Origin of the sequence: Butyrivibrio sp. FC2001, assembly GCF_000424125.1 — a bacterium.
Lineage (GTDB): Bacteria > Bacillota > Clostridia > Lachnospirales > Lachnospiraceae > Butyrivibrio.
The window spans coordinates 170,048-193,147 of sequence record NZ_KE384134.1; the positions used below are offsets into that span (position 1 = coordinate 170,048).

Sequence of the window (23,100 nt, forward strand, 5' to 3'; positions counted from 1 at the left end):
CTCAATTCCGTATAAAAAGGAGGTAGCTATTATGCCAAGAAACAATCATGCACCAAATATATCAGATTCTATGACTGTAGAAATTAAGAATTATCCCACATCACTTATTCATGACCATACATCCGAAGATGGTTCGATTTTTAAGTCCTTGTCATTCCGTTGGAAAGAGGCGTGGGCTTCTCTCATTCTTCCTGAAGAAAATGTATTCCAGAGCATTACAAGAAAAGGAGAATACATTGACGGTCGTCTGGACGTTATTTTAGGCGATCCCGAAGAAGTTCGCACAGTTAGCGTGCTACAGGAAGACAATACATACAAACCAACTCCAATGTTCAACCGCACAATTTTATCTGCCATAAATAAAAGCAAGCAGGAGTACCTGCGCTCAATCGCAGTATAAGGAGATCAAAGACTATGAATTACGAAGAATTCAAAAGCGAAGTTAAAAACCATATCCTAGAATACTTACCGGAATCATATTCCAATGCAGAGGTTTCCATTCATACTGTCATTAAAAACAATTCCATCCACCTCGATGGTCTCACCATAAAGAAACCTGAATCAAACATCTGCCCCAATATCTATCTCAATCAGTTCTTTGAACAATATGAGAATGGCAAGAATTTTGAAGAAATCATGCAAGCAGTAGCATCTATACGCTCAGGAAGTTGTGAGAATCCTTTCCCTGAGGTGAATGATTTCACTTGTCTAGATAAAGTCAAAGACAAAATCCACGCAAAGCTGGTAAACAAATCCCGTAACGAAGAGTATCTTCAAGGAAAGCCTTTTACCGCCATAGAAGATCTCGCTGTAATCTATTACATCGAGGTAGAAAAAACCGAGAATGGAACCGCAAGCATTGTTATCACTGATAATATGCTCTCGCTCTATGGAATTTCATTATCCGAACTTCATAACATTGCTCTTTCCAACATGAACAGCAAGGATGCAAAGTTCCTTTCAATGGCCGAGATGCTCAAAAGTATGATGCCCGGAGTTGATGATGCTTTGGATTATGCTGATATTCCAATGTATGTACTTACAAATAACGAGAAACTCAATGGAGCTACTATGTTACTCGATACCGATACAATGGATGAAATTGCAAAAAAGATAGGAATGAGTTTCTTGATATTGCCAAGTTCTATTCACGAGACAATCCTTGTTCCTGCTTCTATAGCAGAATCCAGCGGATTAAAAAACATGGCTGAGATGGTCATCGAAGTAAATAGGACTCAAGTCGCCCCAGAGGATATACTTTCTGATCATGTATATCGTTACTCTTACGCCTCTCACAGTCTTGAAATTGCAGCTTAACCACATCTAATGCCGGAGCAGATAGCATTATCTGTTCCGGCATTTTTATTGGAGGAAATCAAGATGAATAGTAATAACTTTTATGATCCCAGTTATAAACCCACCTGCTCTGCTGAAAAATCTTCCGTATTTGACACCCCAAAAAGTATCTACGATTATCTCAACTCACATCTATACGGGCACAGCGAATACAAAAAGGTAATCTCAACATTCATTTGGAAAGCAATCAATAAACACAAGCCTGGTACTATTCTAATCGCCGGCGAATCTGGTTCTGGAAAGACTGAGCTTATGAGAATACTCTCGAAAATATATGGCACTAATATCAATATTGTTGACGGTTCTACCGTAGTACCTCATGGATTTAAGGGAACTAATCACCTTAGTGCACAGCTATCCGTCCTTGACTTCAATAATGAGATATTCCCGCCTATTCTCGTAATAGATGAGTTCGATAAATTTATAGATCGTGGTGCCGGAACTTGGTCAGAAACAGGACTAGTTTCTGAATTGCTTAAATTCTTGGAAGGAGGCCTATATAATTGTGGAACTGATGATAAACCTCGATACGTCAGAACTGATAACCTGAGTGTGATCTTACTTGGAAGCTTCTCTTCTGTCACAGACCATACCCAACATACCACAATAGGTTTTGGGTGCAACGAACAACCATCTCCACGTACTCGCTCGCTGCTAACAAAAGAGCAAATACTTTCAAAGCTAACCCCTGAGCTTCAGGGCAGAATAAGCCAAATACTAATACTTAACAATTTCACAGAAGATGATTATCTGAAAATACTTAAGAACTCCAGCTATTCCCCCCTCGCAAAGTTTGAATGTAAATATGGCGTAAAGTTCAATGTGTCAGAAAATAAGTATTATGAAATGGCTCGTGAGGCTTTTTCTTCAATGACCGGCGTCAGAGCAATGAACAATATGATAGAGGAATATCTTGACGAGGAGCTTTTCAACAATCCTATGGTAAAAGAAATCACTATAGATTAGGAGGATCTTATGCAATTAAGTTATATGGTCACAGCTGATTCATTTTCTCAACACACACGTATCATTCCAAGCACCAATGAAAACCCTGATATGCTACATAATATTGCCGTACAGCTTCCCGCCATCACTCATCCGGGAGTTATTTTTTCCGATGAAGCACTTCAGCATAAATATGATAGCTTGTCTGATGAAGAATACGATTTTCAATTATATATGTGTAAAAAACTCGGTGAATTGTGGGAAAATCCTGCAACTGGCAAAGGCTTACATTCTATTTCCATTTTCGAGCTTTTAACTAGATTACTAGACGCTTACATTGAAGATGCCAGAATAAAGCACATCATCAAAAATAGTGAGGATTCTGAATGAATAAAGTAAACTCAATAGAGGACATACAAGAATTAAAAAAGAAGCGAAACAAGCCATGCCAAGATCATCTCGGAAATACATATCCTTCAATCAAAGATATGTGTGAACATTACAACATTTCCCCAGAGACCTTAAAGAGAAGAATCCGAGTATATCATTTGTCACTTAAGGAAGCTCTTACACGTCCTGTAAAACATACTGGTGGAATGCGATGCGAAGATCATTTAGGGCATATCTACAAAAGCAAAACTAAACTGTGCGAACATTACAATATTAGCCGCAAGCTTTTCGAATATCGGATAACTCACGGCTACACTTTGGAAGAAGCCCTTACTCTTCCTCCAAAAACAAATAAACCTGACAGGAATACCTGACAGGTTTTACTTTTTTCTATCCATCTTCTTTTCCATTTTCTCTGTATTTAGACTTCCTCTTGGTGTTACATTTACTGTTACAATCCAAAATCAAATATAAGGATTTATAAGCATTTTCATCCACTTCGAAATCGACCAAGCACTCTTCAAAGCCACTATTTATCAGCATTTAAGAAAATATAAGCATTTATATGAAACCGGTAATTAATTACGATTCCTAGTTTCATTTTTTATATATCTCCTTCTAAAAATGCTTTATTTAAGCCATTTGTTATCTCAGCTCGTATTACCGAGTACCACGCCGGGCACCATTTATCTATTATGACATAAAAATAGTCCTGACACAGCGAATATATATTACCATGTCAAGACGGATTTGTAAAAACATGCAGTGACTTTTCCGGCACAGCGCTGCATTAATTAACGCGGAATTTTCCGCTATACTCCTCTTCAGGAGTAAATACGGCGGCAGGTTATGACTCCTGCTTTACAATCGCCCTAAGGCTACGCCGCAATTTTTTATAAAATAGTTACCATTGAATCAATTGGATTCCTTTTTTTATCGCTAGATACACCTTTGAAATCGCTAGCGCGAAATCCCAAATCCAGGAAACAAATAGGATAGATGTTTTCTGGCAGGTCAAAAACCTTCTGTGTTTTAAGAACATCATTCACTCCAGCCCAACATGTATCCAATCCTATATCTGTTGCTGCCAGCATCATATGTGTTGCTGCAATAACACCATCTGTCAAATAGCTATTTCCACCCTGAAAATTACTTGCAGCATTTTTATCGGAACATACTAGAATTACCATCGGTGCTCCATAACGGCATGGATGAACACTGTCCATCCTCTGAAGAGCTTCTCCACTTTTTAGTATATACACTCGTTGTGGTTGTTTATTAAAAGCTGTTGGTGCTAAGCGCCCCGCTTCTAGAATATATTTCACTTGATCTTCTGTTGGCTTTGTATCGCTGTACTTACGAACAGACTCTCTCTTCTGAATAACTTTATTAAATTCCATATCTATAATCTCCTTTGCTACATTGATTCTGTTATTTAAAAGATATGTCAGTTATTCAAAAAAACCAAAACTCCACAGTAACATAGCAAATTTCATGAATCTCGTTCCTCCGGCGAATTTACTAAGTATAAGTTAAATAACTCATCCTCAATTATACGGGATGAATTTTAAAAATGTCAGTGAAAAATTTCTTACTTTATGCACGAAGATGATGAATTCTTTGATGAGGTAGACTGATAATAATACTCTGCATACCTCCGCTTTGCATGGTCCGGTCTTGTCCGGACCTTTAATTCAAGGTTGCGCCGACAAGGCGCAATTTCCTCGTATTAAATAAAAAAAAACTGTGCCCTCTTTTTTAGAAGGCACAGTCTTTTGACACTCACATCTTTTTAATTATTTAGAAGACGATTAATCTCATCAACCATGTCATTGATTGCACTAGCCTGCTGTGCAACATGCTCAGTATTTGTAGCATTATTTCCAGCCATGGTACTGATAGCCACAAACTGCTCGTTCTCACTTCTGATACTCTCTGCGATATTCTGGTTAATCTCAACAGTTTTTTTGATGATTTCTGACTGGCGTTTATGTGCCTCATTCATCTCTTCAATTGCATTAACCGAATCATTCAGCATTGTAGTCATTTCACTTATGTCGCCAAATACTGTCTTAAACTGTTCATTCTGTTCAGCAAGCTTATTGGCATTTATCTCAACCTGTCCTGTAATCTCTTCTACGTTCTTCTGAACTCTTTCAATTATTGCACCAACGTCCTTAAGTGAGCTCTGCGTGTTTTCTGCAAGCTTACCAACTTCAGTTGCTACAACAGCAAATCCCTTTCCAGCATCACCCGCTCTTGCGGCCTCAATTGAAGCATTAAGAGCAAGAAGGCTTGTTGATGACGAAATACCCTGAATAAGTTCAAGCGTTGTTCCAATTTCTTCTACTGCCTTTAGAAGTCTGTCTGCAATATCTGTTGTAACTGCCATAGAATCAGAAACTTCAGAATTTATTCCCTGAAGATCATTTAATGATTTCTCATTTTCTTTTGACTTCTTAAGAAGGTTGTCAGATGTCTTCTCAACAGTCTCAACATTTTCTTCTACAATGCTTGCGCAATCATTAAGCTCTGACAAGTTTGCCATACTCTCATCTGCTTTATTACCAAGAATATTACTGTTTTTAACAAGCTCATCACTTGTTGCTGATAGCTCTTCTGCTGAAGCGCTCTCACTTGATGAGATATCCAAAAGAGTCGTTCCTGCAGTTACCATCTTGGAAGATATTGAACGAACAGCATCCATAACACCTGTAACACGCCTGTTGTTCTCTTCAAGCTCATCCTTTTTGGCAGTAATCAAAAAGTGTGAAACAAAAAATAAGAACATTACAAGGCCGGCTAACGAAAGCACAAGGCCTACAACACACATGATTACATCTGTAATAAAGAGTTCGTCTTTTACTGGCAAAAGAGCTGTGCCTCTGACAAACCATGCAATAAACATAGAAACAATACAAATACTGCCGGTAACGGACAGTAGCTTAATATCCATAAAGAATCCGATAAGTATCAGGAAGAAACATAAAAATCCCCAGAATGTTCTGGTCGGAACCATGTAAATAATGTAGTTCCACTGAAGGATAAGAACAACTGAGCAGAAAATCTTTCCTATTTGAAGTTTTCCATCTTTTAAATATCCATCTTCATCAAATGAAGACTTAAGAATCAGCATTCCTGTAATAAAGAAACACACATCCATGATACCGAAAATTATTACTGCGATCCAAGGGATAACCTGATAAAAGCCAATTGTCTTTTCTACTATGAACATTGCTGTAGCAAACATACAGGCCGATACCAGTGCAGTAATACCCCATTTAAAAACCGCAGACAGGTATACTTCAAAAGCAGATTTTTTATTCATTGATAATTACCTCCTGAGATAAATTGTTTATGTTAACTAGATTGTCACAACTATTTTACTAAATTCCGCAAATTCTCATAAGTAAATATCTCTGAAATTATTATTAAAAATCTCTGCGTTGAAATGAATTATTTATTTCACCTTGTATTACCTGTCTTTCCAGCATTTAATTGCATGCAGCATTTTCGCCCTTCTTCACATGACGATTCATATCTTTCCAGCCACCAAAGGACTGACACATGGTTGCTTCCATCTCAGCTTTCCTTGCCTCGGCAGCTGCCTTCGGGGCAAAAGTGCTTGTATCATATGCCATATCACGAATCCTCCTTCACCTTTTTATTCACTTCTTTAGACTTTTCTTTCATCTCAGAAAGCTTGTCCTTAATAGAAAGAGCAGGCTTGTCAGCCTGCCCTCCCATGCTTTTCGCATATTCAACTAATCTCGATAGTCTGGCCATTACTCATCCTCCCCTGTGTCAGGTTCCTTATCATCAGGCTCATCAACAAATGCCGTTTCTTCAACATCATCAGGAAGATTATCAAGGTAATCCTCATCCTCGTTATAATCAGCATCAGGATCTTCAAAAGTTATAGTTGTCTTTTTACCCTTGACCTTAGTGAAGTAGATATAACCACCTACACCACCGATACCAATGAGCAATAACAATGCCATTGTTCCTGCCGAATTCTTTTTCTCAGGCTTTGGTTCCTCAGGCTCTTCTTCAGGCTCTTTAGGTTCTTCCTTTGACTCTTCAACTACAGGAGCTAGCTCTTCCTCTGCTAATCCCTTTGATGAAATATATTCTTTAACCTGATCATCATCCATTAGAGCTAACAAATCCGATTCATCAACCATATTTAAGAAGTGAACTGTCTCTTCACCCTGGTCATCGCGGTCAATAATGATATAAAAGTAGTTATTCTTTCTATAATATGAATTATAGAAAATGGTAATGAAGTTGTAAGCAAAAACTTCACTACACTTCACCGCACACTTCACTGACTTCTCTATGCTGCCATTTACCGATAAAACAATAGACCAATACTATCCAGGTAACTCCTAGAAGCATTGATCTATGTACATAAATTTTTATAATAATTTTTCCTGTGATAATTCAAATAAATTAATGATTTACATAATTAAGTATATAACACACCTCTTCCTTACACTCGCAAAGTAGACATCGTCCACAATGCGAGCATTTTTTACTCAATCATTTTTCTTAGTATATTTGCACTTCCAATCACGTCGTCCCATTCTAGATCACCTACGTAATAGTTAGTCTTTCGGTAGTTATTCCACTGTTGCCTCATCACTCCGTCATCTGCTATCTTATTGATAACATCATCAATCGTCCCAATCTGCTCTGTAGATTCTCTTCTCTTACATGTAGCATAAAAAGCATTTTTTAGTATAGCGCTATCAACAGTCACCACCTCTTGTTTAAGCAAAACATGTATATCATAGAAATCTCTCATTCTTGTATTAGCTTCCGCTCTTACCATAATAGTTTCAAGTTTTTCGGCTAATAGCGTTTCCAAATTATACGCCCAAAGATCAATTGACCTGTCCTCAATAATAAGTGGCAGCTTATAAGCTATTGCTCTTGGTGTAATCTCGTCACCAGTGGAAATATCTATCTTAATGGTCTGTTTTAACTTATCCATAGTGCATTCAATCATAAAACGAACACCTTCGTACTCGTGGCCTTCCATAATATCCTGCACCTTCGTTATTCGAAAAGCAACTCCATCTTCTATGTCAATCGCCATTATTTCTTCTAAAATTCTTTGTGCTGACTCTTTATTTAAGGGAAGTGATTTTACAGTAGTATCTACATCCATAGTTGAACGCATATCCACGCCAACTAATGAAGACACTAGAAGGCCGCCCTTTAGTACAAAGTTATCTCTATACTTTGATAAAGAAACTCTCTCCAAAAGTCGTTCCATCAGATATATTCTCAGCATTATCTGGGATTTATCACTATTTCCACCTGCCTTGTTTTTTATCTTTGCCTTTACGGCTGTAACACTTTTAATCATAATAATACCTCTGTATATTGTCTCACCTTATCTGAAATCCCCATAATCTCGGAATATTTCATAAGGTTATGAATATTTTTATCACCATCAGTAAAATAAGATGTCAAAGCCATTTGAAATACTTGAATATCCATCTTATTTTTATTCTTGATAATATCGCAAATACAACGTTCTCTGTCATAGATTCGTACTGTATTTCCGGTAAATGTCTGTGCATGCGTTAATCCAAGCTCTAACCACTCCGGTCTTACCGTATGAACTACAACGCCATTATCTTTTAGATGTTTCGCATTATATCCTCTCCCGACAGTAATGACCGGCGAAAAAGGTTCTCTATCAGAAAGATTATGCATGTACAAAGCGGACTCATGTGAAAAAACAATTTTCCTGTTACGAAGCTGCAATAAATACAATCTATCTTCCCAAGCATCAGACGAAATATATACACCAGGTGCTAGTTTTTCCATTTCATTTTTACGGACGTACTCCATAACAGTATACTTTGATACTCCTTCATTTTGAGCATCTATTAGTCGAATATATCCGTTCCGTTCTTCAAGTAGCTTATCAAGGATATTTTCTTCATCCATGCAATCAACCCCTTTCGCTACAATTTTAGAATCTAGTAGCGAGAAAGTCAATACTTTCTCGCTATATAATTATATTTTTGTAGCGAAAAAGCAAATAAAGAAACCTTTTATACCATTGGAATTTTTACAAAATAAAAACTAATTTAGGGGATTTGCTTATAAAAAATTGAATTGATAATATTACACGATGGTGCCCACTAATATAATTTTCAAAAATGAAACCAGAAAACTTTTTTCACCAAAAACGGGCACCATTTCGGGCACCACGAAGACACCATTTTTTTATAAATTATAAGAATCTATAACAAGTTATATGTGAGATGAATTTACTGAGGCCCTAGTAATTATGCGGATTCAAAGACTTTTAATGAGTTATATGGAGATATATAAAAAAGGCGTTCAAATAACGATTCCTAGTTTCATGTTTTTTCTCCTATATCCCATAAATACTGGGTTTTTAAATAAAATTTTTATCGATTTTTGTACCAATTGTACCAGAAATCCACAGTTTTTATTATTAATTTTATCCCCAAGCAAAATCGTCAAAAAAATTCAAGGCTCATACAGCAGCCTCAACCATTGAATGGTTATACTCCCTGTAAAAAAGTTATATTTTACCCTGGCACGGAAATCCTCTAGAGAAGTAATCTACGGAGGATAAGACTCAGTAATAAAAAATACAAACTTAGGATAAAAAGTAATCTGCAATGCTTTCTTTTGAATCAAGTATCTCCTCTGATGGAACGCCGCAAAGCTTTGCCATCTCACATGAGCCCTCAAAAGCCTTCATGTAATCAACTGAATATAGCTTCTCAAGGATCAACATATATGTCTCGTACTCCTTCTGAATAGCAGCAACCAAATCCTGATACTGCCTGTCCAGATTAGCTCTAAGAGTTTCAATGTCATCCAGATATGATTTAATCAGTTCCCTTTCTTTATCTGATAATCCATCTTTAGCAATCTTATAAAGCGTCGTACCAACAGTATTACCTATCAATGCGCCTACTATAGGTATAGGAATAACTGCCTGACCTATAAAAGATGAAATAGCACTGATTGAAGCATCCAAACACAGCATTTCAGCATTACTAATGAACTGAGTCTCATCAAGTTCACCCTTACGATATAAATGTGCTTGCTCTGCGACTCCGAATGATGCAGTCACAATCGCATTAGCCATCGCCGCTGGTGTAGCAGTATAGTTTGTGAGTGCATAAATACTTGCTCCTCTAATTCCACCCTTAACAGTTCCTACACCTGCATCTTTAAAGATTTCTTTCCAGTCATCACTGGAAAAATCTTTTATATTCTTGCCTTCCTTTTTCTTTTTCACAATAGACAAAGTCAGTGCTGTTCCACCCTCGAGTGCAGCAGCAACACCAACAACTTTAACTGCTTCATTTAAAGTCGGTGTAGCGTCTTTACGAGCCTGATTTCTTAGTTCAGAATCTGTATCCTTTAAAGAATGCTTTTCATTTTTTATCGTTATTTCTATCTGTTCTCGCTGAACCTCTTTATATTCAAGCTTTGATGGCTCAACATCACTGATACGAATTTCTCTGCTCTCAAAAAAATCATGCACCATTTTCCACTGTTTCAAAGAGAACGTACCATCTGAGGTAGGCATCTTATTAGCTTCATCTTTAGATATTGATAAAAGCTCCTGAATTTTCTCATACTGATCTTTGGGGATTTGATACTTTCCACCATTACTTATGTAATCAGGATATTTCTCTAAATGAGCAGCAATAGCCCTCAAGGATAAATCTGACTGATAGAACTTTTGTTGAAGCTCCACACCATCACGTAACAAATCCGAAACACCGTTATCATTAAGCCAGGTGTACTTATCAGGATTACCTAATATATTTTCTCTGGCATTTCCAATTCCAACTTCTGCAGCCTCTGCAATAAAGCCATGTAATCCTTTTTCCCCACCGCGATTACTGCTTATAAGATCATTTATCTGTGAAAATGCCTTATCCAAATCAGCCATAGAATCCTGCAAATTCAAGTCCTGATTTTGCATAAACTCAACAAGTCTGTCTAATCTCAGCTGATTTAAATAGTTCACCCAAGAAGCAACCGCCTGCTCTTGGTTACTTTTTATAACTTTTTCAACAGCCATAATCAATCAACTCCTTTTTCGAGTAAAGAGGCCAATGCTTTCGTTTCATTTACCAAAGAGCCCAACTGCATCTTTAATTCTTCTGATAGAGATAAGAAATCTCTACCAAAAGCATTAAGAGCCTTTCCATATAGCAGATTCACACTTTCTCTAAGCTGTTCTGTTTGCTCTAGTAAAAGCTTTATCTTCTCATCAGTTTCTCTCAGACTAGCTGTGTTATTGAGAACCGCCTGAATTTCCTCTTTCTTTTCTTTTTCTATTTTAACTTTTTTGTTGGCAAACAGAATAATAGATGTGAGCAATGATGCTCCAGCAATTCCCATTCCAATAGGTCCAGCCAACGCCAAAAATGCGTGCCCTGCTACCATTCCACCACCGCCAGCAGTTAATGCACCGCCACCAAGCCAGGCAAGGGCAGCATTTGTAGCCGCTGCTCCTGACAATGTTGAAATAGCTGTACCTGTAAAAGCTGTACCAAAGGTAGTTGCTATCCACATAGCCGCACTAGGAGCGATAGCTGCAACAACTGCTCCCCCTGCTGCTCCGGCTCCGGCACTCATTGCAGATCTTTGTGCAGATTCAAGCTCTTTTTTAGCAAAGTCACATGTACTCTTAAAATTCTGTCTTAAAGTAACGATATCATTTATTGATGCATCAAATTCTTTTGGATGATTAGCAATGCTATTAACCAGATTTTCAACATTTTTAATCAGATCAACCGATCGTTCACGCTGAATATAAAGTCCAGTACCTTTATCACTCATCTGTGTATAAGCGAAATTGTACTCCTCAACAGCTTTTTCAAGTTGCTCATTCAATGATAGCTTCTTATCTGATGATCCATCAGCAGAATCCTTTTCCGGTTCTACATCTACCCTCTCCGTATATCTTCTACATTCATCTTCAAAAAGACCTGCCATGAACTCTTTTGATTTCTGTTGCTTTTCCTCTTCAGATAATTCTTTTTTATCTTCATCTTCTTCATCAGAATCCTCATTACCTACAGTTACCAATTCATCATTGATAATCGCCAGAATAAATTCCCTGGCCTGGGTAAGAGGGTTATCAGGAAACAGTCCATCCAAGCCTTCTTTTTCAGCAAGATTTTTAGGAATACCTCGCTTATATTCAGAATCATATGGATCTTCCATCCATTTATCACTGCCCATATCACATATTCCGGCATTTTGAGCCATACAGGCAACCATACTTTCTCTTAATCCAGTTGTCCCCTGTTCTTCAAAATTCGCATAAATCTCAACAACATTCCCTTCAAAGCCAACATCCATTCTTAAGAAATAGATTACTCCCATAGGAATACCTTCTTCTTCACGGACCGACTTAACAATACTATAGATATAATCGTATCCCCTTTTTGTCTTTCCACTTTTTGCCTCAATCAATCCTTGATTCTCGGCTAAGCTTTCATGAATATCATCAATTACACCCTGTACATTTTCAAAGTCCATGTTCTTTCCTTTTTTAGGTCTAAAAAACATGGCAACATTTATGGAATTTGTGGTCTGCGCAACATAAGATATCTCAATCTTCTCAAGGCCAAACATCTCCTGAAAAGTCTTAATGAGAGCTTTATCAGTAACAACTTCATAATGATCCGGGACTAACAGCTTTGTCTTTATACCCTTAAATCTAAGCACTGTATGGCCTTCAATTTCAAAAGGATTACCAGATAACTCTTCTACAGAGTTTTTTACTTTTTCTGCTCCTGCAGCTGCTCCTTGAGAAACCCTTTCTGCACCAGCTTTGGCCCCCTGCGAAACTTTCTCAACACCCTTTTTCGCACCCTGAGTTATCTTTTCAACAGTTTTGCTGTCTCTGACATTTTTCCCTGTTTCTGTAATAATCTCTCCAACACCCGATCCCGCTTCTACAATCTTGTCCTTGGCTTTATTAAGATTCTCAAGAATATCATCTTTTTTCATGATGATACACCTCCTATGTATACTCGCTACCGCTAATGGTTTTCTTGATAATTCTAATTATACTCAAAGAGCTGTACTAAAATTTGTACAGTTCAAAAAACACAGTCCTAAAGTCTCCTTGCCCTTTGATCTAACGCTAATACCAATTATACCAAATTACGTTTTTATGTTCTTATTATTTCCAACAGATACTTATCAAGATATTCCTTCAAAATCCCCTCAGCATCCACACCCCCGAATCCGCCATAGAACTCCTCTGCCACGCCACCCGCGATAGCTCCAAAGGTATCACTGTCGCACTGCAGGCTATAGATATTTCGGATGAAAGACTCATAGTCTGAACTTTCATAAAAACACCGCATAGCCGCCGGCACAGAACCCTGACAACTCTCATTCCAAACATATCTAGAACGTATCTCATCAAGGCTATATCCAATACTATACTCATACTTGTTAACCGGATACTGCTCCAACACGTATTCGTAAATCTCCTGCCTGGTCTTGCCGTGCTTTGCCATCCAGATACAAGTAGCCGTAACTACTGCGCCCTTGATTCCTTCAGGATGATCATGAGACACAACTGCTGTAGCCTCAGCCATACGCTGCATCTCATCATAGCCTTCATAGTACTCACCAACAAATGCGACTCTCATAGCGGAGCCATTGCCCCAGCTATTGTATGGTCTGTGATCTTCATCATTGATCCAGCTATAGAACCTGCCACCATAGCCGCAATTAGGATACCTTCTGCCAACCCTGACCATAGTATCAGTCAGGTTTAGTCCTTCTACAATAGCCTTCTTAATAGCCAGCATCATAACTGTATCATCTGTAAATCCCATTGGAAGGCCGCTTACAAGCGGCACTTTCTTCCAATCAAGATCCAATGGTCTGTCAAATTCGTACTGTGAGCCAAGGATATCTCCAAGCACTGCACCTTTTACTGCCATCGCTATTACCTCCTTGCCTTTCTGCCGCTGCCACGTTTCTGATAATCTGCGTTTATCTCCTCGTCCCAATCACTATTATCAAGACAGCCTTCAACCTCACACAAACTATCAGCCATCATTACTGAGCAAACTGCCTTAGAAACACCTGCGTACACATTGGCTGTACCTATATCATCACACACATAATTAACAACCCTGTCCCTGCGGATACCATACTTCTGAGCCTCTGCATATGCGTCAATATTGGCACCGATGAAGATAAACTCCCAGCCATATTTTTCCGCTGACGCTTAACCATTTTCTCAATCTTGTCCCTGGAATACTTGCAACTTGCATTTTCCATACCATCTGTAGTAATAACTACGATAGTTTTCTCAGGCCTGTCTTCTTCTCTCGCATACTTGTGCACGTTACCTATATGATGAATAGCGCCGCCCACAGCATCCAGAAGAGCTGTACAGCCCCTTACGTAGTACTGCTTATCGGTCATCTTCTCAACTTTCTCAATCGGAACTCTGTCATGGATCACTTTACATACATCATCGAAAAGAACTGTCGAAACAACTGCCTTCTCCCCAGTCTTCTTCTGCTGCTCCATCATGGAATTGAAACCGCCAATTGTATCTGATTCAAGACCACCCATAGAACCTGATCTATCCAAAATATAAACGATCTCTGTATATCCTTTACTCATAATTTCTTTACCTCCTGGCATCTATGCCACCTCCCTGCAGTGAGGCGTTCGTTATCTGATGATCAGATGATACCAATTGACCATAGAAAAAAGGTCAACCCGAAGGCGACCTTGTAATCATCCATTTGATAGCGGGTCTAAGCCGTAATCAAACAGTACAATATCTATTTTTAATACATTGTAGTCCTCATGTTCTATGAAATATTCCACCACAGCATCTGTCTGGGATATAGGCGATAAAGCGTAGCCTGCCAACTTGAGGAGATCCACAGTCTCATCCATATTGAGACGAAGCCCCACGGCCAGTGCCAAGACCTTCTCTTTAGAAGGCTTAACCTGTCCTTTTAATAATTTGGAAAAATACTGTTTCGATATATTCGCAGCTGCGTATACCTCCGAATTCTTGAGCCCTTTCTTGTTAATCAGCTTCTGCAAGTGCTTCTCAAAAGAATCCTTGTATATACCTTTAAGGACATCATCCAAGGATTTTAATGGCTTAACTTCCTTGTCTAAAGAAACGCCAAGCTCCCGTGGTGAAAATCCTCGACGAGCACTAACAGATGAATCCCGAAAAACCTCACCACTATAATCCAGATCCTTATCAATCTCTTCTGAATCTAAACTTCCAAGATTACTATCAGAATAATCAGCGAATTCCTCAGGAAGGCCTTCATATCTGTACTCATCAGAAAGTGCACTGCCTACATAATCATCATCAATGAAGCTTATGACTTCCTCTCCAAGATTGCCTGATATCTTCACCGCCTTGTCGCCGAACACAACAAGGAATATCTCTATATCATGCTCTTCAAGGAATCTGGTAAAAGAATCTACCGCTATCTCGATTGCAAGCCTTTGAGGGAATCTGTAAGTACCTGTAGCAAGAAGCGGAAACGCAATAGACCTGCACTTATTGGAAACAGCAAGCTGTAACGACTTATCATAGCACTGCCTAAGGAGCTCAGCTTCACCGCTGCTTCCTCCTTCCCACCATGGACCGCTTGCATGAATAATAAACTTTGCAGCCATATTGAAAGCTGGAGTAATAGCTACTTCGCCAGGATTAAGTCTTCCGATCTTCTGACGCTCTGCAAAAAGCTTATCTTCACCGGCAGCCTTATATATGGCAGAATCAACGCCATCGCCAATAGCAACTTCTGGGTTTGCTGTGTTAACTATGGCATCTGCTTTTACTTTTGTAATATCATTTCTAATGATTTGAAATGGCATGAATTATACCTTCTTTTACTCATTTCTCAGGCTCATGGTAATTCTTTCCTTTATCTCATCAGATGTTTCCTGACAAGTTTTCATTAATTCAAGCAGTTTCTCATGGTTATTCCAATGTTTTTCCCATAACTCTTCACCTACAATTTCTACAAAATCAAGCTTTGTAGGTGCATACTTTCTCTCGTATACTTCCAACTTCCGGCATCTTTCATTTATATCCGTGATGCCTCTTGTTTTTGGAGAAAGTAAAGCATCGCTATACATCCATTTTTTCCATTCTTTATTACCTTTGCTTTGATTGCACTTGCCACAAGCAGGAACAAGATTATGAATTTCTGATATATAGCCTGTAGGCCCCTTGTCAACTATTAGTGGCCTAAAATGATCCCATTCTGTGCAAGTATCGCCACAGTAAGCGCAACATATACTCTCTCTTGTCATTCCAAGAGTAGCAAGAGCATCATCAATTTCATCTTCAGTTGGTTCAACAACAGGAATAATTCCGTTAACAAACGCATTTGTAATACTTGATGTTCTTCCAGTAATCTTGACCGGAGTAGGCATTCTAAATACATTCTTTTTCATAATTTCCTTTTAGATAAATCCCATTAACAATCCTTTTGATTAATATAAATCACATATGTCCTCTTCGATATAAGCAAAAGAAGCATAACTATCATAAATGAAAAGCAGTAAATAAACAGAGATAACACCGCTATAACATAATTATTTTTAATAACTATAACGATTATAGAAAAGATTGCCGAACACAGAGATAAAATATTACATGTCATAATTGAGACAAATGTCTCATTAACTACCTGCTTTTCAAGCTTAATATCACTGTTAAGCTTTCCAACAAGTATAGCTGCAAATCCAAACAGCACTGTAAATATAAATGCAAATACTGTAGTTAACACTCCTGCAAGCTTTTCATCTATGCTAGATTCAAACCCAAAAACAATTATCGCTCCTAAGACTATTGGCATAATTACAAAACAAAGAATATCCCAAAGCGATATCCTTTTTGTACTGTCGTTTCTATAAACTTGGAATTGACTTTTTATAATTGAGAAAATCCTAACTTTCTTATTGCAAAACAACATAAGTATAACAATACCAATAGCTATTATACTTAAAACTGCATCTTTCAATATGTTATACCTCCTCAGATTTAAGAATATCATCATAGTATTCATCTGAAAGCTTTGCTAATTCTCCAGCAAAGTCATGAGAGTTTTTATAAGCTTCATACAATCTAGCTGAAATATCATGAGCTCCAACTATATTCTCAAATTCACACCATCGGATTTTTTGATGTCGTTTACCACCTACACGTAATCTAATTTCCGCGTCATTATAATCTACTTCATCATTAAGCTCCGCTTTAATTAAGGCAAATGCTTTCGCTTGATCAATTTCCTTAGCATGAAATCTATTAATAATATCAAGGATCATTCTATTCTCCTGTTCTTCCAGGTTTAATCCTACTTCCCTTATAATATGTTTTCTTCTTGATCCATTAACATTATCAGCCACATCAGAAGATAGCTCTTGTTTTATAAATTGCATTGTGATTTTTGTAGGAGTAATATCATTTACTTCATCTACCATTGGAACAATCAAATCCATCTCAAGTTTTAAGCCTTTACTCTTAATAGCATTGTTTGCTGTTTCCAAAAAAACACTCTTGCAGCCAGATCCATTTTGTCTGTGGAAAATAGCTATGAATCCATCATCACTCTCGTAAACGAAAACATGATACTCATATAACGCAGCTGCATCAGAACCGTAATTGTATTTTTCTCCAGTCTTTTTCATTACTGTAATCGGTTTTCCCTGTTTACCTGCATTTGGCATTATATGCCATATCTTAACTCCGTTTTTTTCTCGAAACTCTATCTTATTTTCTGCCAAAGCAATTGCTCTATCTGAATTTTCGCCAATTGCAAGGTTACTTGTGTATTCTTTATATGTATCAATAAATTCAGAAAAAGAATAATTTGGTTCTTCACCACTCCTTATCGCTTCACGTTGCTCCTCAATCAATGGATTGTTCCTTTGTAAATAACTAAATCTACACTTATATGCTGTAAGAGTCTCTATTCTAGCCATTGTAATATTCTACCGTCCTATCTGTAATGTAATATTTGTATATATACTTATAAATCAAACGTCCTTTTGATAAGATTGTCAATTTCCTTTGAATCCAAGCTTCCATTATCACCATCTGAAGTAATGATAAGGTTTTTACCCTCCTGAATTCCATGAGCATTGTAGTAGTATTGTGATAAACAATCCAAAGAAATATCATTAATCTTTGGCTTGATAGTTAATTCTTTTAATTCATCCCAACTAAACATTTTCCACCTTTTTGCATAATTACAGGGTTCTGTCGCCAGAACCCTTTAATTATGCAGCTATATTTATTCTGCTCATATTTAACGTCTCCGCAGCGGAGAAGCCAGGAGCTGCGCCCGACATAACTTTTCTGTTCATATATAGCATAATGCTATTCATTATTCCCGTCAACGAATCACACACAAATATTTTAACGTATCCTTTTTTACGTTGAATAGCTTATTTCCTGATAATACTATACTTCCACAACATAATACAAGTCATCATCCTTCAACGACATCTTATTTCTTACATTGTCTAATCCTAAGCTCAATCAATATTTCCAAACTCTGCTTCAATTTCTTCAATCGTTGGCATACTTCCTTTAAATTCTTCTGGAATCAACTTTGATAATTCGTAACTGGATACTCCAATAGGTTGGCTGCTTGATTCCAATGCATATTGAGCCTCTACTTTATCAAGGTCCTTGCATATCAATAAGCCAACTGTAGGGTTATCTTCCTCTGATTTAATCTGATGATTTACTGCTACAACATATGTGCCAAGCTGTCCCGCATACGAAGAATCAAACTTGCCCGTTTTCACTTCCAAAACTACATAGCAATGTCGCTTGGTGTTGTAAAAGAGCATATCAATAAACTTCTCAGTATCACCTACTTCAATTCTGACTTCTCGACCCATATATGCAAAGCCTGTACCAAGTTCCATAAGGAACTTCTCGGCCTTGTTTATAAGCGCATCTTTGAATTCTTTCTCATCATATTTTTCTCTCAATGTTAAGAAATCAAATCTATATGGATCCTTTGTCATAGCCTGAGCAAGATCACTCTGCTCTGCCGGTAATGTTAATGCAAAATTTGTTACCGCCTTACCTTGCCTCTCATACAGATCAGTATCAAGGAAGTTCAAGAGTACATCCCTTGACCAATTGTTTTCCAATGTTTTCTTCACATAGAACAGTGCCTTTGCGGAATCTCCTTTACACTTATCTATGATAACTTTGTTATGCCCCCAAGGAATAAAAAATATTGCATTTTCCAAATCGTCCCCAGCCTGGGGACGATTTAATTCATTTTCAGAATCGTCCCCAAGTTGAGGACGATTTAATATTTCTGGATACATCTCATAAAAATATCGCATATATTTAAGATTTGTAGGCGAAAACGATTTGATATCCGGGAAAATATCTTTCAAATCTTCACTAATAGTTTTATAAAAGCCAGATCCGTAATTATTTTTTTCGCTCAATCCAACAATATCCCTACCAAGAGACCAATAGAACCTGAGCATATCACTATTAGTTTTCACAGCAGCTTTTAGCTGAGTCTGTCTGAAACGCTTTGATACTTCTGTAATCCAGTTTTTATATTCATTATCAATTTTAATAAGGTTGCTCATATCTCGCCTCCAAATATTTTTATCAAGCAAATTCAATTATACAGTATTGACTATATCATGTGTAAAAAACAGCTACCTCTTTTGAGGTAACTGATCCAAAAATCAACCCCCAGGTGAAACTATCACTCCTAGGCTTACCAAGCTTTAATGGCGTAGGGACGCTTCTATGTACCAAATTTGTGCCAGCTATTTACCAGCATTTCCTTCTTCACGTGAATTTACGTGAAATTATGTAAAGTTAAGATTTGGGAATTGTTAGGAAAAATGAAGATATATATAACCAGGCGTGACAACACGTGAAATGGGCTAGTATGGTCCTTGGGGACGGGGTTAGTGGGGCATAAATACCTCATGAATATGCCATAGTTCTTATCTACACATATCAAAGTTTAATTTTCACTTTTTTCCAAATTAGCCGTATAAAGATTAGCTGATGCTTGTTTTATCTCTAATAGCATTCCTTTTGCTACCAATCTATCAATAATGAAGTTGTAAGCAAAAACTTCACTACACTTCACCGCACACTTCACTGACTTCTCTATGCTGCCATTTACCGATAAAACAATAGACCAATACTATCCAGGTAACTCCTAGAAGCATTGATCTATGCACATAAATTTTTATAATAATTTTTCCTGTGATAATTCAAATAAATTAAGTATATAAAACACCTCTTAGCGTCTCAAATATAGTTTCCGCCGCAAGCTTTGACCCTGCAGGTGATGCGTGTCTTCTATCCTCAAAATAAAGATCCACAGCAGGATTCTTATGATATTCCTCCCACCATTTTTCACCCACAGGAGCCACGAGGCAATCGTGTTTCTTTGCTAATTTTCTATACCTTGCTGACATTTCAGGCTGAAACTCTTCATTATTCTCTTCAGTCCAGGTCATATAGTAGCAGGGCACAGCCTTTGTCTGCCTGATCCATTCCATGATAGTATCAGCCGCTTTCTCCATATCCTCGAACTCACCCATAGGATGTGCCACATGCTGCAATATTACGAAATCATAGTCTCCGAAAAGGATGTTGAATCTGGTCTGCTCATTCTCAGCATGGTAATCCAGGCCCATTCCGCCCTTTGTAAGCATAGTTACCTGCATATCAATTCCATTCTCAGCACAGATGTCTTTAAAAATCTTTGGCATATCATTAAAGTAAGTGTGACTGTTTCCAATAAAAAGTGTTCTCATACCGTTCCTCTCCTCCTGCATTACGTTATCCAGCAATATCCTCTTTTTCTGAATCAATCTTCCTTAACGTATCATCCAGTATTTCTTTCCTAAGTGCCACAAGCCATTCAGAAAAAGCAACCGTATCAAATGCGTATGTTTTATTGAGCTCGTATTCATTGTCCGACCATGTATCTATCGGCGATTCATTATGCTGAATAAGGGCCTCAAGCTTATCCAAAGCCTTATATAGCTTTGCTTCCTTTGTTTCCTGCGCCTCCATTTCTTTATAAAGGTCAGCCATATCCTTTGATAACTCTTCCGGAAGAGACTTAACCCATTTATTCAAAAGAGAATCTTCAACTTCTCTGTCGTCATCTGTCTTAATAAAAGTAGGAATATCCCCGGTAAAGCATTCACCGAGATCATGGATGAGACACATATCCACTACCTTGTCTATATTAAGGTCCGGAAACTCATGTCTCAAAAGAAATGCCATGAGTGAAATTCGCCAGCTATGCTCAGCCACGCTCTCAGTTCTGCGATTTGTGGTTGTGCAATGGCGCGTTGTATCTTTTAACTTCTCAGCAACATGTAAAATATCCAGGTACTCTCTCGCATTCATACAGCTCCTCCTCTTTTATAATTCCCAACAACAATGTTCTCTATAAATTAATCAACGTATACCACATAATTATATAATTGTATTATTTATCAGTCTGAAAGCTGTCTACCAGCTCCTGAAGCTCGACATACCTGTCCATCTTTCTCTCTATCTCGGCGTCGACCTCTTCCTTTTCCTTACTAAGAGCCATAAGCTTCGGATAGTCAGTAGCTGATTCCGCTATCTGTGTTTCAAGCTCAGCGCTCTTTTCCTCAAGAGCTTCGATTTCTGCTTCGATGTTGTCATATTCTCTCTGCTCCTTAAAGGAGAGCTTTGTCTTCTCTCTGGGAGCACGATACTTTCCCTTTGATGACTTATCCTCTGAAGACTTATCATCGGTATTTGACGACTTTCCACCACCATTGGAAGCACTCTTGGACCCAGATACGTCCGCTGCTAAAGCTCCTGCTTCCTTTTTATGAATAAGATAATCCGAGTAGCCACCCTCACTCTGATACAGACTACCGTCCTCTTCAAAGGCGAATATTCTTGTCACTACTCTGTCAAGAAAATACCTGTCATGGCTTACAGTTATGATAATTCCTGCGAAACCGTCAAGATAATCCTCCAATATTCTAAGAGTCTGAATATCCAGGTCATTTGTAGGCTCATCCAGGATAATGACATTTGGCTGCTCCATAAGGACTCTTAATAGGTACAGCCTTCTCTTCTCACCGCCTGATAGCTTGGAGATAGGCGCATACTGCATCTCAGGATTAAAGAGGAATCTGTCACACATAACAGACGCAGAGGTAAGTCCGTCTGTCGTTCTGATAAACTCCGCTGTATCCCTTATGTAATCAATTACTCTCTTACTTTCATCAAGTGCTTCATTTTCCTGACCAAAATAGCCTATCCTGATGGTCTGTCCGATCTCAACAAGGCCTGTATCCGGCTCAACCTGCCCCACGATACATTTCATGAGAGTTGATTTACCACAGCCATTAGGTCCGATAATACCTATTCTGTCCAACTTGTTAAAGGTATAGGAAAAATCCTTAAACAGGGTCTTTCCCTCATATGCCTTGGAAATTCCATCAAGAATAATGGTCTTATTGCCCATCCTTGTGAGAAGTGAAGAAAGCTCTACCTGCCTCTCTTCCTCAGGACGCTGTCTGTCGCGCAGCGCTTCAAATCTCTGAATGTGGGCCTTTTGCTTGGTGGAGCGGGCTCTTGCACCTCTTAGCATCCACGCAAGATCCTTCCTGTAAAGGGAAGCCGCCTTCCTCTCCGCAGCCTGCTCGTAATCTAGGCGCTGCTGCTTTAGCTCCAAAAATCCCGAATAGTTGGCCTCATAGCGGTAAACGCTGCCCTTATCTATTTCAAGTATCTGATTTGTCACCTCATCAAGGAAATATCTGTCGTGGGTGATCATGAGAAGTGCTCCCCTGAAATGCTGAAGGAAATCCTCAAGCCACTCGATCATATCGGAATCAAGGTGGTTTGTAGGCTCGTCCAGTATAAGCAGATCAGAAGGTGTCATTATTGCCGCTACAAGAGCAGCTCTCTTTTTCTGTCCGCCTGATAATATCTCAGGATTGCACTCGGGATCATCGATTCCAAACTTTGCAAGGTTGGCCTTGATTTCACCCATCTTATCCCAATGGTCACCGCCTGCGTAGATTCTACCGGCAATATTTTCCAAAAGAGTTTTATCCATATCAAATACAGGATTCTGTGGAAGATATGAAATGCGAAGGCCGTTACTGATTATTACCTGTCCGCTGTCAGGTGTGGTAACTCCTGCAATGATTGAAAGTAATGTTGATTTACCTGTTCCATTGGTGCCAACGACACCTATCTTATCCGTGTCGTTTATACCTACAGAAACACCGCTGAGAACAGGCTTAGACATATATGATTTAGAAACGTTTTCTACATTTAAGATATTCATGCTCTTA

The 23,100-nt window shown here is 38.3% G+C and carries 26 protein-coding genes; 5 read left to right on the forward strand and 21 right to left on the reverse strand.

Going from position 1 to position 23,100, the window contains the following annotated elements; translation table 11 throughout:
* Nucleotides 1–31 precede the first annotated feature (31 nt).
* The 5 genes from G601_RS0119795 to G601_RS0119815 all read left to right on the forward strand — a co-directional run bounded on the left by G601_RS0119795 (nt 32) and on the right by G601_RS0119815 (nt 3,065).
* Nucleotides 32–400, forward strand: coding sequence for a hypothetical protein (locus G601_RS0119795; protein WP_026666366.1), 369 nt, complete (start codon nt 32–34; stop codon nt 398–400).
* 14 nt (nt 401–414) lie between these two features.
* Complete coding sequence (locus G601_RS24320) at nt 415–1,317, forward strand: DUF5688 family protein (protein ID WP_051206092.1); 903 nt, start codon at nt 415–417, stop codon at nt 1,315–1,317.
* 63 nt (nt 1,318–1,380) lie between these two features.
* Nucleotides 1,381–2,322: an AAA family ATPase gene (locus G601_RS0119805; protein WP_026666367.1), complete on the forward strand. Its 942-nt coding sequence runs from the start codon at nt 1,381–1,383 to the stop codon at nt 2,320–2,322.
* 9 nt (nt 2,323–2,331) lie between these two features.
* Nucleotides 2,332–2,691, forward strand: a complete 360-nt coding sequence (locus tag G601_RS0119810) for a hypothetical protein (protein WP_026666368.1) — start codon at nt 2,332–2,334, stop codon at nt 2,689–2,691.
* The gene (locus G601_RS0119815; RefSeq protein ID WP_026666369.1) at nt 2,688–3,065 is read left to right on the forward strand and encodes a hypothetical protein; all 378 of its coding nucleotides are present in this window, start codon (nt 2,688–2,690) and stop codon (nt 3,063–3,065) included. The genes G601_RS0119810 and G601_RS0119815 overlap by 4 nt, the downstream gene beginning before the upstream one ends.
* Nucleotides 3,066–3,584: 519 nt before the next feature.
* On the opposite strand, the gene G601_RS0119820 is transcribed toward G601_RS0119815, so the two are convergent.
* The 21 genes from G601_RS0119820 to G601_RS0119915 form a co-directional block, all read right to left on the reverse strand.
* Complete coding sequence (locus G601_RS0119820) at nt 3,585–4,091, reverse strand: nitroreductase family protein (RefSeq protein ID WP_026490262.1); 507 nt, start codon at nt 4,089–4,091, stop codon at nt 3,585–3,587.
* Nucleotides 4,092–4,483: 392 nt separating this feature from the next.
* Nucleotides 4,484–6,019: a methyl-accepting chemotaxis protein gene (locus G601_RS0119825; protein ID WP_026492061.1), complete on the reverse strand. Its 1,536-nt coding sequence runs from the start codon at nt 6,017–6,019 to the stop codon at nt 4,484–4,486.
* Nucleotides 6,020–6,185: 166 nt separating this feature from the next.
* Nucleotides 6,186–6,332: a hypothetical protein gene (locus G601_RS26340; protein ID WP_155834582.1), complete on the reverse strand. Its 147-nt coding sequence runs from the start codon at nt 6,330–6,332 to the stop codon at nt 6,186–6,188.
* A 1-nt stretch (nt 6,333) separates the two neighbouring features.
* Nucleotides 6,334–6,477: a hypothetical protein gene (locus G601_RS26345; protein ID WP_155834583.1), complete on the reverse strand. Its 144-nt coding sequence runs from the start codon at nt 6,475–6,477 to the stop codon at nt 6,334–6,336.
* Complete coding sequence (locus G601_RS24325; protein ID WP_196808932.1) at nt 6,477–7,007, reverse strand: CD1107 family mobile element protein; 531 nt, start codon at nt 7,005–7,007, stop codon at nt 6,477–6,479. Before G601_RS24325 ends, G601_RS26345 begins: the two co-directional genes overlap by 1 nt.
* A gap of 218 nt (nt 7,008–7,225) precedes the next feature.
* Nucleotides 7,226–8,065: a nucleotidyl transferase AbiEii/AbiGii toxin family protein gene (locus G601_RS0119845; RefSeq protein WP_026666370.1), complete on the reverse strand. Its 840-nt coding sequence runs from the start codon at nt 8,063–8,065 to the stop codon at nt 7,226–7,228.
* Nucleotides 8,062–8,655 (reverse strand): type IV toxin-antitoxin system AbiEi family antitoxin domain-containing protein, encoded by a 594-nt coding sequence (locus G601_RS0119850; protein WP_026666371.1) that lies wholly within the window; start codon nt 8,653–8,655, stop codon nt 8,062–8,064. The genes G601_RS0119845 and G601_RS0119850 overlap by 4 nt, the downstream gene beginning before the upstream one ends.
* Nucleotides 8,656–9,340: 685 nt before the next feature.
* Nucleotides 9,341–10,786, reverse strand: coding sequence for a hypothetical protein (locus G601_RS0119855; RefSeq protein ID WP_026666372.1), 1,446 nt, complete (start codon nt 10,784–10,786; stop codon nt 9,341–9,343).
* Between the two features lie 2 nt (nt 10,787–10,788).
* Complete coding sequence (locus G601_RS25495) at nt 10,789–12,729, reverse strand: hypothetical protein (protein WP_051206096.1); 1,941 nt, start codon at nt 12,727–12,729, stop codon at nt 10,789–10,791.
* A 164-nt stretch (nt 12,730–12,893) separates the two neighbouring features.
* A complete protein-coding gene (locus tag G601_RS0119865; protein ID WP_035791182.1) occupies nt 12,894–13,679 on the reverse strand; it encodes an ADP-ribosylglycohydrolase family protein in 786 nt (261 codons plus the stop codon).
* Between the two features lie 5 nt (nt 13,680–13,684).
* Nucleotides 13,685–13,861, reverse strand: coding sequence for a hypothetical protein (locus G601_RS27475; RefSeq protein ID WP_330368883.1), 177 nt, complete (start codon nt 13,859–13,861; stop codon nt 13,685–13,687).
* The gene (locus tag G601_RS24330) at nt 13,846–14,373 is read right to left on the reverse strand and encodes a vWA domain-containing protein (RefSeq protein ID WP_330368884.1); all 528 of its coding nucleotides are present in this window, start codon (nt 14,371–14,373) and stop codon (nt 13,846–13,848) included. The genes G601_RS27475 and G601_RS24330 overlap by 16 nt, the downstream gene beginning before the upstream one ends.
* A 117-nt stretch (nt 14,374–14,490) precedes the next feature.
* Nucleotides 14,491–15,603, reverse strand: a complete 1,113-nt coding sequence (locus tag G601_RS0119875; protein WP_026666375.1) for a macro domain-containing protein — start codon at nt 15,601–15,603, stop codon at nt 14,491–14,493.
* Between the two features lie 15 nt (nt 15,604–15,618).
* A complete protein-coding gene (locus tag G601_RS0119880) occupies nt 15,619–16,188 on the reverse strand; it encodes an HNH endonuclease (RefSeq protein WP_026666376.1) in 570 nt (189 codons plus the stop codon).
* A gap of 23 nt (nt 16,189–16,211) precedes the next feature.
* Entirely contained in the window at nt 16,212–16,757 is a 546-nt protein-coding gene (locus G601_RS0119885) for a hypothetical protein (protein ID WP_035791184.1), read from the reverse strand.
* Between the two features lie 4 nt (nt 16,758–16,761).
* Entirely contained in the window at nt 16,762–17,718 is a 957-nt protein-coding gene (locus G601_RS0119890; RefSeq protein ID WP_026666378.1) for a hypothetical protein, read from the reverse strand.
* 47 nt (nt 17,719–17,765) lie between these two features.
* Nucleotides 17,766–17,966: a hypothetical protein gene (locus tag G601_RS0119895; RefSeq protein ID WP_026666379.1), complete on the reverse strand. Its 201-nt coding sequence runs from the start codon at nt 17,964–17,966 to the stop codon at nt 17,766–17,768.
* 307 nt (nt 17,967–18,273) lie between these two features.
* Nucleotides 18,274–19,362, reverse strand: coding sequence for a PDDEXK nuclease domain-containing protein (locus G601_RS0119900; protein WP_026666380.1), 1,089 nt, complete (start codon nt 19,360–19,362; stop codon nt 18,274–18,276).
* 654 nt (nt 19,363–20,016) lie between these two features.
* Nucleotides 20,017–20,556 carry an SGNH/GDSL hydrolase family protein gene (locus G601_RS24335; protein WP_051200940.1) on the reverse strand — a complete coding sequence of 180 codons (540 nt, stop codon included), beginning with the start codon at nt 20,554–20,556 and terminating at the stop codon, nt 20,017–20,019.
* Between the two features lie 25 nt (nt 20,557–20,581).
* Nucleotides 20,582–21,160 (reverse strand): HD domain-containing protein, encoded by a 579-nt coding sequence (locus G601_RS0119910; RefSeq protein WP_026666381.1) that lies wholly within the window; start codon nt 21,158–21,160, stop codon nt 20,582–20,584.
* A gap of 82 nt (nt 21,161–21,242) precedes the next feature.
* Nucleotides 21,243–23,093: an ABC-F family ATP-binding cassette domain-containing protein gene (locus tag G601_RS0119915; RefSeq protein ID WP_026666382.1), complete on the reverse strand. Its 1,851-nt coding sequence runs from the start codon at nt 23,091–23,093 to the stop codon at nt 21,243–21,245.
* Nucleotides 23,094–23,100: the final 7 nt, after the last annotated feature.